Below are 13,276 nucleotides of genomic sequence, written 5' to 3' on the forward strand. Positions count from 1 at the left end.
GGTGTTGATTACATATAAATGATTAAGATATAATTAAATCCTTAAAAACATAAATTGTCTATATTTAATATTAATAAGGAGAGGTAACCAAATGAAGAAATTTATAAAAGAGAAAGTAATGAAATTTGCAGATATACTAGAAACTATAATAAGCGTACTTTTGGCTATATGTATTGCCATATCAGTTATATATTTAATTTTTGACTTAACATCTATGTTTACAGCTCAAAATCGTTTAGATGCATTTAATAACTATTTATCAACTGCATTTAACTTTGTTATAGGAATAGAGTTTATAAAAATGTTATGTAAACATACACCACAAACAGTAATAGAAGTGTTACTTTTTGCAATTGCTAGGCAATTAATTGTAGAACATATGTCTATTTTTCAAAGTTTAATAGGAATAATAGCAATTGGAGCATTATTTGCTATTAGAAAGTATTTATTTTACAATTTTGATGAAATAGATAAGACTATTTATAGAGGTAGTGAGAGAGTAAAAAGAATAAATCTATTAGAACATATTGAAATTCCATATGATAATAAAGAAGATACATTAGAGGATGTTCTTTTAAAGGAAATAGATGCTAGAAAATTAGAGCTAGGAACTGGTGTATGCATTTATTATAAAGGGTTTGCTTTAAAGGTAGAAAGAATAAAAAATAATGTAATTACAAGAGTTGAAGTAATTAGATCTATAAAAAAAGATATTAAGTAATCATAATAACCATGATAATTTTTAAGTTATCATGGTTATTTTTCTAAAATTACAAAATATTCATCTAGAAATTTAATATTACGTGGCGTTGCAGTAGGATATTTATTTTCTGTGTTAGTATCATTATTAAAATATATGAGTAATATTAAGGATTTACCGAAAATAGTATTTGGGATAATGGTATCTTTATCAAATATAAAAATACAGGGAATTATATTAATAACTATTAGTAGTATAATATATTTAATTTTAATAATTTGTAATGGATGGAAATTCAATGTTATTAGCTATGGAAGAGTAATAACATCTATTGTTGGAGTGCAATTATTTATATATTTAATAATTAAAAAGAAATAAGGTATTTTAGGAGTATATCATGATTTTATGATATACTCATTTTATTTTAAATTTATATTAAGGTGATATTAAGAATTTAGAAATAATATTTTTATGTTCATACTCTACAATTGTCATATAAAAACTGAAAGGATGTAGAGTATGAAAAGATTTGATATAAAAAAATTAATATTAAAGAATAAGAAGGCAATAGTTGTAGTGGTTATTTCAGCATTTGTTATAGGTGGTGGAGTAATTTTTGTTAAAGGGAAAATTATAGGTAATAAACAAGAAGTTGCATTTGAAGAGTTTGAAGGAACTGTTAAACTTGAAAAAGGTGATATTAATGAATCTATAATGGTAAGTGGAAACGTTAAAAGTGGAGAGGTATCTAATGTATCATCAACTATTGCAGCTAAGGTTAAAGCTGTAAATGTTAAAGTTGGGGATATAGTTAAGGCTGGTGATGTAATTTGTATTTTAGATGATAGTGATATTGTAAAAGAAATTGAAAATAAGAAGAAAGCTATAAGTGAAGAAAAACAAGTATTACAAGAAAATTACAATAAGATATTAAATCAAATAAATACATTAAAAAATACACAATCACAGAATAGTCAAAATTTAAGTAAGGCAATTGAATTAGCTAAAAGCAATTTAGATAGAGTTAATGCTGAATTAAATAGTTATAATACAACTTTAAGTAATATAAAAAATACATACGATGGTGTGATTAATAGTTTAAAAGGCAAGCAAAATGAATTTGACAATGCTCAAGATAATAAAAAGAAATATTATGAAGCGTGGATAAGAAGTGGTGGAAGTAATGAATCACAAGAATATAAAAATTATATTGAAGCTGGTGAGGTGCTAGAAAAAAAGAAAACAGAATTAGAAGAGGCTAAGGGAATTTATGATTTTGACAGTATAGCTAGTAAATACAATGAAGCTTTATCGACATATAATGAAAAAGTTAGTGCTAGAGATAATGTAAAAAATCAATATGATGAAGCAGTATCAAGTAAAAATACTTCACTAAATAGTGAAAAAACAGAATTAGAATCATTACAAGCAAATGCAAATGAAGCATATAAACAAATACAAAAGGTTGATAATAATGAAGAGTTAAAAGAACTTGAGAAAAAATTAAATGGTACAGTATTAAAGGCTGAGACTAGCGGTAAAATTACAGAACTTAAAGTAAATGTAGGAAGCATGACTGACGGAGCAGTTGCAACAATTCAATCTACTGATAACCTTATTTTATCAATAAATATACCTGAATACGATATTCAAAAGGTTAGTATAGGGATGAGTGCTTCAATTACTAGTGATACATTAAAAGATAAGGTTCAAGGGGAACTTGTAAGAATATCTCCTATAGCTAATAGTGGAGATAGCGGAAGTGGATTTTCCGCAGAAATAGCTATAAAAAATGGACAAGGTATGTTTATTGGGACAAATGCAAAAGCAGAAATAATTATTTCAAGTAAAAAAGATGTTATTTTAGCACCTATCGATGCTGTTAAGGATATTGATGGTAATGCTTCAGTATTAGTAAAGCAGGCTGATGGTACTTTCAAAGAAGTAGCAGTAACTATTGGCGGAAAAAATGATTATTATGTTGAGATTAGTGGTACTGGAATAAAAGAAGGTATAGAAATTAAGGCTATAGCAGATGAAGGCAGTGTTAAGAGTGAAGGAGGAGTAGATGATACTATTAGTAATGATCAGGAGGGAGTTATAAATGAAGGATTTTAAAATAAAAAAACCCCTTATTGAAATGAATAGTATAATCAAGAAATATTATATAGGTGAACCAAACGAATTAGAAATTCTACATGGAATTGATTTAAAAATATATGAGGGTGAATTTGTTGCTATTGTAGGTGAATCAGGTTCAGGAAAATCTACTTTGATGAATATTATTGGAGTTTTGGATAAGCCAACTGAAGGAGAATATTTCTTAGATGGAATTAACGTTCAAAAGGCTTCAGAAAAGGATATGAATAATATAAGAAATCAAAAAATAGGATTTGTTTTTCAAAACTTTAATTTAATAGGAAGAACATCTGCTCTTAAAAATGTAGAGTTACCAATGCTTTATGCTGGAGTACCTAATAAAAAACGTACTGAAAGGGCAATGAAGCTCCTTGAAAAAGTAGGGATGGATGAAAGATGCCACCATCAACCAAATGAACTTTCAGGTGGTCAAAAGCAAAGAGTAGCAATTGCTAGAAGTCTTGTAAATGATCCTTCTATAATTTTAGCTGATGAGCCAACAGGGGCTCTAGACAGTGAAACAAGCCGTATTGTTATGGATATTTTTCATGAGTTAAATAAAAAACAAAATAAAACAATAGTTCTTATAACTCATAGTAAGGAATTAGCGAAAGAATGCCCTCGAGTAATTACAATAAAAGATGGACATGTTATAGATGATAGAGAAGGGGGGTGTCTTTAGTGGGATTAATTGAAAATATTAAGTTATCAATAAGTAGTTTACTTGCAAATAAACTACGTTCCATTTTAACTATGCTTGGAATAATAATTGGGATAGCTTCAGTAATAACAATTGTAACAATTGGTGATTCATTAGCAAGCTCTATAACAGATGAAATGTCAGGTGTTGGAGCAAGGAATATAAGTATATACTTGGAGCAAAAAAGCAATTATCAACAAAATGAAGGTAATGAGTCTTTTGGAATTAATGATACAGAGATGTATAATTATGTTGAACCAACAGAAAAGGACTATATTACTGACGATATGATACGTGATTATGAAAAAACATTAGGAAGTCAAATAGCTGGAGTATCTATTTCTGAAAATGTCGGAAATAATAAGCTTAAAAATGTTAAAAATAAAGCAAATATTGATATATATGGAGTAAATAGTGGTTACTTTAAAGTAGAAAATATAGATATTATTTCAGGAAGAGTAATTTCAGATAAAGATATAAGTGATATTAGAAAACTAGCGGTAGTTAGTGATGTATTTGTAGATGACTATTTTGGTGGAGAGTATTCATATGAAGATGTTTTAGGTAAGAGTTTCGAAATGACAATAGGAAATAATATGGTTAGAGTATATATTTGTGGAGTGTATAAATTTGATAGAAGTAAAGCATTAGGAGCAACTTCGAAAAAAGAAAAAACAACAACAAGTGCATATGTTCCAATTTCTGTTGCAAAAAATAATAATATGGGATATACTTCTTTAACAGTACTTCCTAGTAATGATGCTAATGTTGAAGAAGTATTAAATAAAAGTAATGAATTTTTTGCAAATAAGTATAAGAAAAATAAAAATATAGCTCCTGTGGGATATAGTATGGAATCTATGATGAAATCTACAAATAAGATGATAAATAGTGTTAAACTAGCTATAAGTGCAGTTGCTGCAATTTCACTTTTGGTTGGTGGAATTGGTGTTATGAATATAATGATGGTTTCAATAACTGAAAGAACTAAGGAAATAGGAGTTCGTAAAGCATTAGGTGCTGGTAGAGGAGTAATTTTAATTCAATTTATTGTTGAGGCTATAATTATATGTATATTTGGTGGTATTATAGGTATTATAATAGGAGTTATTCTAGGGGCAACAGGAGCAAGTATCATGGGATATACGGTTAAACCTAATGTAGGTGCAATATTAGGTGCAGTTGGATTTTGTATGGCTATTGGAGTATTCTTTGGGTATTATCCTGCAAGCAAAGCTGCTAAATTAAATCCTATTGATGCGTTAAGATATGAATAATGTATGAGGAGAAAATAATATGGATAATAAAATTTTAATTGCTGAAGATGATGAGGATATTGTTGGGTTATTAAAATTATATTTAGAAAAGGATGGATATGAATTAATTTTAGCAAGTGATGGGGAAGAAGCTTTTGCTAAAGTTTTGCAAAATGATATTTCATTGGCTATTTTAGATATAATGATGCCTAAAATGAATGGATATGAACTTACTAAAAAATTAAGAGAGATAACACAAATACCAATTTTAATTCTTTCTGCTAAGAATCAAGATAGTGAAAAGATTCTAGGGCTTGATTTAGGAGCTGATGATTATTTAACTAAGCCTTTTAATCCACTAGAGGTTCTTGCAAGGGTAAGATCACTTTTAAGAAGAAGTTATGAATTTAAGGTCGAAAATATTGAAAATGATAATATTATAACTCTTGGAGAAATTACTTTAGATGATAACGCTAGAATTATAAAAAAAAATGGAGAGGAAATACAGTTTACAGCAACAGAATATAAGATAGTGGCTTTATTAATGAAAAAACCTGGAAGAGTTTTTACTAAAGCACAAATATACGAATGTATAAATGGAGAATATTATCAAAGTGATGATAATTCTCTAATGGTTCATATCTATAGAATTAGAGAAAAAATAGAGTCAGATTCTAAAAATCCTATTTATGTGAAGACTGTTAGGGGGTTAGGTTACAAATTTGAAAAAATGTAAAAGGAAACAAGGTGGAATATTTTTATTATTAATAAAATATTATGTGATTTTTACTGTTATAGTAATGGTTTGTGGAATAATTATAAGTTCAATAGCTAACTTAATATTAGAAAAAACATATACATTTTCATTAGGATTAACTGATAAAGAAAAGGTAATACTTAGTGAAGAAAATTTTAATAAATTAAATATAAAAAAAATTGCTGGTATTAATGGAGTAGTTGAAATATTAGATGAGAATAACAATATTATATTTAATTCTAATAAAAATGATAATAAAGATAGCTATACCAAAAGAGAAGTTGATTTTATACCAAACTATAATTGTTATAATAATGATATAAGTATACATGAGTTCGTAAATGAAAATAATGAAGAGTATAAACTATTAATATCAAATAAATATGCTTTTGATGAATATGGGGATGTTTATTATGATCAACAAAATAGTTGGTTTAAAATATTAGATAGTGACTTAAATGTGTTTTATGATTCAACTGGTAAGAGTAATGCTAATTCTAAATATACAGAAAAAGAACTAGGTTATCTAACACAAAATTATCCTAAGGATTACACATTGAGTAAGTACACTTATATAAATAATAAAGGGAAAAATAGAACTGTAGTTATAAAAGAAAAAAATATTGATTATAATATTTTTTATAGAAAAATTGATAAATTAATTAACTTTTCACTTTTGTCATTTTTACTAGCTTGTATTATATGTATTATTGTTTTTGGAATACTTTTAAAAAAGAAAGTTCAAGCTCCCTTATATAAATTAAATGGAGCGATGCATCTTTTATCAGAAGGGAGAAACAATGAACCTTTAAGTTATTCTGGGCCTAAGGAATTTGTTGATATTTGTAATAGTTTTAATGTTATGGTTAATAAACTTGAAAGTAGCGAATTAGAAAGAAATAAGTTAATAAAAGATAAACATAGTATGTTAGCTGATATTTCACATGACTTAAAGACACCTATTACTACAATTCAAGGGTATGCTAAGGCCCTAGCAGATGGAGTAATATCAGAAGAGGAATATAAAAAATATTTTAATATTATTTACTCTAAGTCAAAGAAATTAACAGATCTTATTAATATTTTCTATGAATATAGTAAATTAGAGCATCCTGATTTTAAATTAGTATTTGAAACTGTAGATTTATCAGAATATTTAAGAGCATATGTTGCTTCTAAATATGAAGAGATTTTGGATAATGGATTTAATATAGAGGTTGATATTCCGGAAAAGCTGTTAGAATTTAAGCTTGATAAAATACAGTTTCAAAGGGTTTTAGATAATATTTTAGGAAATAGTATTAAGCATAACCCTCCTGGAACTGAAATTTATGTTGAATTAAAGGAAGTTAACAATAATTACAAGATTATTATTGCAGATAATGGTTCTGGAATACCAAAGGAAATTAGAGATAATATATTTTCAGCATTTATAGTTGGAGATGAATCAAGAAATACAAGACAGGGTTCAGGATTAGGACTTGCAATAACTAAGACAATTGTAGAGATGCATGGTGGGAGTATTAAGTTAAAGTCTTCTAGTGATAGTAAATATGTAACTATTTTTGAAATAAACTTAATTAAATAGAATTATATTAATAATTTATTAGATATGGTATATTTAAATAAGATGTTTCAACTTTAGTTATAAAAAGGTTATCATTATGATAATTAAATAATGGTTAGACTTACAAATAATAAGTAAATATAAGGTATAATAGAGTTATCAAAATGAGAAAAAGAGTTATCATTTTGATAACTCTTTAGTTTTTATATAGCTTTAAACTATAAAAATAGTGTGTTTTAAGTTATTTTAATTTAAATATATGGCATGAAAATTGCTAGTATATATTATGATGGTATTAAATTAAAATATATAGGGAGGAAAATTATGAGATTTGAAGGTATATCAATAATCTCCTTTGGTAAACGTTTACTAAAGATTGGTGAAGTATTGGAGGTGAAAATTATATGAGTTTAAATAAAAACTTTCAAGAGGAATATGAATTTATTGAATTAAATGAAAGTGATATTAATGAGATAAAAGCTTCAAAAAATATGCTTACAGATGATACAAAACCAATACCAAAAAATAAAAGAGAATGGTCAACTAAAAATTATATTAATTTGTGGACTGGGATATTAGTATCAATTCCAGTATATATGATGGCAAGTAGCTTATTATCAGTAGGAATGACATGGTATCAAGCATTTTTTGTATGTATCCTTGGCCATACTTTGGTATTAATTCCATCCATATTATTAGGGCATTTTGGTACAAAGTATGGAGCCAGCTTTCCAGTTCTTTCAAAAATGGTATTTGGACCAAATGGAACATCTATACCAACCTTAATTAGAGCATTTATGGGATGTTTATGGTTTGGAATTCAAAGTTGGGTAGGAGGAGTTGCATTAGATTCAATAATAGGAGCAATAATACCTATATGGAATAATTTTACTTTGCATGGAATAATAAGCTTTATTATATTTATTTTATTTAATATTTATATAGGATATCATGGCTCTAAGGGGATTAAATATTTAGAAGATTTTTCAGCTCCTGTATTACTTATATTGAGCACTATAGTTATTATATGGGCATTATATGTTTGCGGAGGCTTTGATGGAATATTTAGTACAAAGGTTGCAGGAAGTAATAATTCTGATTTTTGGAAGTTATTTTTCCCTTCATTAACGGCAATGATAGCATTTGATTCTACCATAGCGTTAAATTTCTCAGATTTTACAAGACATGCAAAAACTCAAAAGGCACAAGCAATTGGACAACTTATAGGTGCACCTATTATGACTGCATTTATAGTGTTTGTTGGTATCTGTGGAACTGCAGGATCTGAGATTGCCTTTGGTGAAGCCTTTTGGGATCCAAGTGTATTAGTATCACAATTTTCTAATCCGATAATAGTTATTATTTTCTCATTATTTATAATACTTGCAACATTAACAACTAATGTTGCTTGCAATCTTGCATCAGCAGGCGTAATTTTTTCAACTATATTTAGCAAATATTTAAATTATAAAAATTCAATAATTATTGTAGGGGTAATCGGGGTACTATTTATGCCATGGAGGCTTATGGCTAATCCAAATAGTTATGTATATGTTATCAATGGTACATTAGCTGTTTTATTAGGGCCCATTACTGGAATATGTATGGCATCATATTGGATTCAATATAAGACAAAATTGAAAATAGCAGATTTATATATTCAAGATAAGGGATTGTACTATTATAATAATGGGTGGAATATTTCGGCTATAAGTATATTAATTTGTGTATCTTTGTTTATATTTATATGTAAATATATTAATGAATTAGAATGGATTTATGATAGCTCTTATTTAATAGGATGTATTTTAACATTTATCTTATATTCAGTAATAAGTAAATATAAAAATATAAATACAAAAAATGGGGTGAGTTAAAATGAATAAATTAATTAAAAACGGAATTATAGTAACAGAGATGGGTAAGTTTAATGGAGATATATTAATAAAGGGTGGAAAGATATCATCAATAGGAAATCATATTGATGAGGTAGGAACTGAAATTATCAATGCTTCAGGATGTTATGTTATACCTGGAGGAATTGATGTTCACACCCACTTTGATCTTCAGGCAGGAGATCATAGAGTTGTAGATGATTATTATACTGGAAGCATAGCAGCCGCATGTGGAGGGACAACTACTATTGTTGATCACATTGCCTTTGGTCCTAAAGAATGTAGTTTGCATCATCAAATTAATGAGTATCATAAATTATCCGAAAATAAAAGTGCTATAGATTATAGTTTCCATGGAGTAATTCAACATGTTAATCAGAGTATTCTTAAAGAGATGGAAGAACTTTTTGATAATGGAATTACAAGTATGAAAATCTATATGACATATGATGATAAATTGGATGATTCAGGTATATATGATGTTTTGAAGAAAGCTAAAGAGTTAGGTATGATAATTGCTGTACATGCTGAAAATGATGGAGTTATTAATAATTTAAGAGAAAAATATTCTAAAGAGGGGTTATTAACTCCACAATATCATGGAAAGAGCAGGCCAGAAGAGTGTGAAGCTGAAGCAATTAGTAGAATATCATATATAGCAGATATATTAGAAGATGCGCCTTTATATATTGTACATTTATCAAGTGAAGCAGGATTAAAAGAATGTATAAAAATAGATGAAAGAAAGCAAAAGAATGTCTTTGTTGAAACTTGTACTCAATATTTATTGTTAACTGATGAGAAGTACAAGGATGATATTGAAGGTTTAAAATACACTATGTCACCACCTCTTAGAAAAGGAAAAGATTGTGAAGCATTATGGGAAGGTATTAATAATGGAATTATTGATGTAGTTGCTACTGATCATTGTCCATTTAATTTTAAAACAAAACTTGAGTTTGGAAAAGATAGTTTTACAACATGTCCTATGGGATTTCCAGGGGTTGAAGAAAGAATGATTTTAATGTTTTCCGAAGGAGTTATGAAAAATAAAATTTCTATTGAAAAATTTGTAGAAGTTATGTCTACTAAGCCTGCTAAAATATATGGACTTTATCCTGAGAAAGGATCAATTATACCTGATAGTGATGCTGACATTGTTATTATAAATCCAAATAAAAAATGGAGAATTGGCGTTAGTAATATGCATAGCAGTGTAGATTACTGCGGATATGAGGGGAGAGAAATAAATGGTTCAATTGAGCTTGTTATGCAAAGAGGCGAATTATTATATACTAGTGGAAGTTTCGTTGGTAAGAAGGGTAATGGTAAGTTTATTAAGAGGCATAAGAGTAGTTTAGTGGAAAAATAGAATATATATCAAAACTACAGCTAGTATTAAATAGCTGTAGTTTTTTATATAAAAAATACTATAATTTATATGATATTTTTAGGGTATTTAAATAAATGAATAAATAGTATAATGAGATAACTATTACAGAATAATAGTTATGAAAGTAAATAAGTAATTATTTTAAAATTTAACTTTATATAAGGGGAAGGTAAAAGAGATGACTAAAATTAACTTACATGGTGAATGGAACTTTCAATTAGATGGTGAAAAATTAGGAGTTAGAAAAGAACTATTTAAAAAAGATTTAATTGATACAATTATATTACCAACAACAACTTCAGAAGCAAAAAAAGGAAAAATAAACACTGATAATGAAGTTGAATTTTTAACTGATTTATATAGATTTGAAGGTTATGCATGGTTTTCTAGGAAAGTAGAGTTTCCTGAAAATAATGCGAATAATTATATAGAATTGATTATGGAAAGAACAAGAATAACACATGTATGGATAGATGATAAGTATGTAGGTACATATAATAGTTTATGTGGAATTCATCGTTATGATATCACCCCTTATGTAAACAATATCAAACATAAGATAACTATAATGGTTGATAATACTTCTTATCCAACAAAAGGTGGACATATGACTTCGGCAGATACTCAAACAAATTGGAATGGTATAACTGGAGAAGTTTCTATTAATATAACGAATAATACAAGACTTTCAAATGTAAAGTTTTATCCTAATATAAAAGATAAAACTGTTTTAGTAAATGGTACTATTTTAGGTGATAATATTGAAAAGATTTATTTAAAAGCTTTTGATGATAATAAAGAATTTGAAAAGCAAGTCTTTAATATAAATAATAACGCTTTTGAAGTTAAATATTTTATGAGTAATGATGTAGAGCTTTGGAGTGAATATAATCCACATACTTATAAAATGGAAATTAGGATTGAAAAAAATGGCCAAACTATAAATGAAAATATTTATTCTTTTGGTATGTTATCATTTAAAACTACAGAAAAAAAGTTTTTAATAAATGGTCAAGAAACATTCCTTAGAGGAAAACATGATGGGTTAATTTTTCCGCTTACAGGGTATGCTCCAACAGATATTGAAAGTTGGATAAAGGTTTTAAATATTTCAAAGGAGTATGGTATTAATCATTATAGATTTCATACTTGTTGTCCACCTAAAGCAGCATTTGAGGCAGCTGATATTGTTGGTATTTATATGGAACCTGAACTACCTTTTTGGGGAACAATAACTACACCAGAAGATGAAAATCATGATCAAGCAATGGAAGATTATTTAATTGAAGAAGGGTTTAGAATGTTAGATGAGTTTGGTAACCATCCTTCTTTTGTTATGATGTCTTTAGGGAATGAATTATGGGGAAGTAAGGAAACTTTAAACTCAATATTAAAAAGATATAAGGAATATGATAATAGACATCTTTATGTACAAGGATGTAATAATTTTCAATGGGCCCCTTGTATTTTAGAAGAGGATGATTTCTTTAGTGGAGTTCGTTTTTCAGTTGATAGACTATATAGAGGCTCATATGCAATGTGTGATGCTCCACAAGGTCATATTCAAACAGATGCTCCAAATACAGTTCATAATTATGATGAAATTATAAGACCAGCGATAAAAGAAAAGGGTACAGCAGGTGAAGTTGGAGTTAAGCAAATTCAATATGGAACTGGTGTTAAAGAGGTATTAGTGTCTGATACAGAGGAATTTATTCCTAAGGTTCCGGTTATATCACATGAAATTGGTCAATATGAAACTTTTCCTAACTTTAATGAAATAAATAAATATACTGGAGTATTAAAGGCAAGAAACTTTGAAGTATTTAAAACGAGTTTAGAGGAAAAGGGATTAATTGATAAAGCTGATATGTACTTTAAGGCATCAGGTAAATTAGCAGCAGAATGTTATAAAGCCGAATTAGAAACTGCATTTAGAAGTAATGAGTTAGCAGGATTTCAATTATTAGACTTACAAGATTTTAGTGGACAAGGAACCGCTTTAGTGGGTGTTTTAGATGCGTTTATGGATAATAAGGGAATTATATCCGCAGAAGAATGGAGAGAGTTCTGTTCCGATTGTGTATTGCTTGGAGAATTTTCAAAATATGTATGGAATGCAAAAGAGAACTTTGAATGTAATGTAAAACTTACAAATTATAAAAAAGAGATTAATAGGTCTATGAGCATAAAAGCTGAACTTTTATCTGATACAGAGTCAATTTGGATCAATGAAATAGCAATAAATAAACTTTTGATTGGAGTTAATAATATAGCTAAAATAAGTTTTAAATTACCAGACTGTAAAATTCCACAAAAGTATATATTTAAATTAACAATTAGTGATTTAAATATTTCAAATCATTATGATTTATGGATATATCCATCAGTCCCAGAATCAAATAAGGAAGATATTCTTATTACAAATGATCTAATAGAAGTATTAGCTGGAATTTCAAAAGATAAAAAGATTTTATATTATCCAAAAGTAGAAGAAAATATAAACTCTATTGAAGGAACTTATTGTACAGATTTTTGGTGTTACCCAATGTTTAAATCTATTTCAGAATGGATGAATAAACCATTACCTATAGGAACTATGGGATTATTAATAAATGAGAATCATGCAGCACTTAGGGAATTCCCATGTGAATTTTATTCAACACCACAATGGTGGGACATTGTTATGAATTCACGTTTATCTATTTTAGATGATATTAAAATAGATCCAATTGTAGAAATGATTGATAATTTTGAAAGAAATCATTTATTAGGATTAATATATGAATTAAAAGTAAATGAATCAAAGATTTTAGTTTGTACTTCGGAACTTGCAAATATTAAAAATAGTAACCCGGCACAATGGCTT

Annotated in this window: 10 protein-coding genes; all 10 read left to right on the forward strand. The window is 27.6% G+C overall.

Going from position 1 to position 13,276, the window contains the following annotated elements; all coding sequences use genetic code 11:
* Window positions 1–91: 91 nt before the first annotated feature.
* Window positions 92–721, forward strand: coding sequence for a phosphate-starvation-inducible PsiE family protein (locus I4V51_RS19070; RefSeq protein WP_195990022.1), 630 nt, complete (start codon window positions 92–94; stop codon window positions 719–721).
* Between the two features lie 48 nt (window positions 722–769).
* Window positions 770–1,078 carry an iron chelate uptake ABC transporter family permease subunit gene (locus I4V51_RS19075; RefSeq protein WP_195990031.1) on the forward strand — a complete coding sequence of 103 codons (309 nt, stop codon included), beginning with the start codon at window positions 770–772 and terminating at the stop codon, window positions 1,076–1,078.
* A 141-nt stretch (window positions 1,079–1,219) separates the two neighbouring features.
* Entirely contained in the window at window positions 1,220–2,818 is a 1,599-nt protein-coding gene (locus I4V51_RS19080) for an HlyD family efflux transporter periplasmic adaptor subunit (protein WP_195990023.1), read from the forward strand.
* Window positions 2,805–3,521: an ABC transporter ATP-binding protein gene (locus I4V51_RS19085; RefSeq protein WP_195990024.1), complete on the forward strand. Its 717-nt coding sequence runs from the start codon at window positions 2,805–2,807 to the stop codon at window positions 3,519–3,521. The genes I4V51_RS19080 and I4V51_RS19085 overlap by 14 nt, the downstream gene beginning before the upstream one ends.
* Complete coding sequence (locus I4V51_RS19090; RefSeq protein ID WP_195990025.1) at window positions 3,521–4,816, forward strand: ABC transporter permease; 1,296 nt, start codon at window positions 3,521–3,523, stop codon at window positions 4,814–4,816. Before I4V51_RS19085 ends, I4V51_RS19090 begins: the two co-directional genes overlap by 1 nt.
* Window positions 4,817–4,835: 19 nt before the next feature.
* Window positions 4,836–5,531 (forward strand): response regulator transcription factor, encoded by a 696-nt coding sequence (locus I4V51_RS19095; RefSeq protein WP_195990026.1) that lies wholly within the window; start codon window positions 4,836–4,838, stop codon window positions 5,529–5,531.
* Window positions 5,518–7,140, forward strand: coding sequence for a HAMP domain-containing sensor histidine kinase (locus I4V51_RS19100; RefSeq protein WP_195990027.1), 1,623 nt, complete (start codon window positions 5,518–5,520; stop codon window positions 7,138–7,140). The genes I4V51_RS19095 and I4V51_RS19100 overlap by 14 nt, the downstream gene beginning before the upstream one ends.
* Before the next feature lie 383 nt (window positions 7,141–7,523).
* Window positions 7,524–8,996: an NCS1 family nucleobase:cation symporter-1 gene (locus I4V51_RS19105; RefSeq protein WP_195990028.1), complete on the forward strand. Its 1,473-nt coding sequence runs from the start codon at window positions 7,524–7,526 to the stop codon at window positions 8,994–8,996.
* Between the two features lies 1 nt (window position 8,997).
* Window positions 8,998–10,386 (forward strand): dihydropyrimidinase, encoded by a 1,389-nt coding sequence (hydA, locus tag I4V51_RS19110; protein ID WP_195990029.1) that lies wholly within the window; start codon window positions 8,998–9,000, stop codon window positions 10,384–10,386.
* Window positions 10,387–10,585: 199 nt separating this feature from the next.
* Window positions 10,586–13,276: sugar-binding domain-containing protein (locus I4V51_RS19115; RefSeq protein WP_195990030.1), on the forward strand; the 2,691-nt coding region annotated here is incomplete at its 3' end.

The organism is Clostridium sp. D53t1_180928_C8 (assembly GCF_015667795.1).
GTDB lineage: Bacteria > Bacillota > Clostridia > Clostridiales > Clostridiaceae > Clostridium.

Coding starts and splice junctions, on each gene's coding strand:
- I4V51_RS19070 (WP_195990022.1), top strand. CDS start 92: ATGAAGAAATTTATAAAAGAGAAAGTAATGAAATTTGCAGATATACTA.
- I4V51_RS19080 (WP_195990023.1), top strand. CDS start 1,220: ATGAAAAGATTTGATATAAAAAAATTAATATTAAAGAATAAGAAGGCA.
- I4V51_RS19085 (WP_195990024.1), top strand. CDS start 2,805: ATGAAGGATTTTAAAATAAAAAAACCCCTTATTGAAATGAATAGTATA.
- I4V51_RS19095 (WP_195990026.1), top strand. CDS start 4,836: ATGGATAATAAAATTTTAATTGCTGAAGATGATGAGGATATTGTTGGG.
- I4V51_RS19105 (WP_195990028.1), top strand. CDS start 7,524: ATGAGTTTAAATAAAAACTTTCAAGAGGAATATGAATTTATTGAATTA.
- hydA (WP_195990029.1), top strand. CDS start 8,998: ATGAATAAATTAATTAAAAACGGAATTATAGTAACAGAGATGGGTAAG.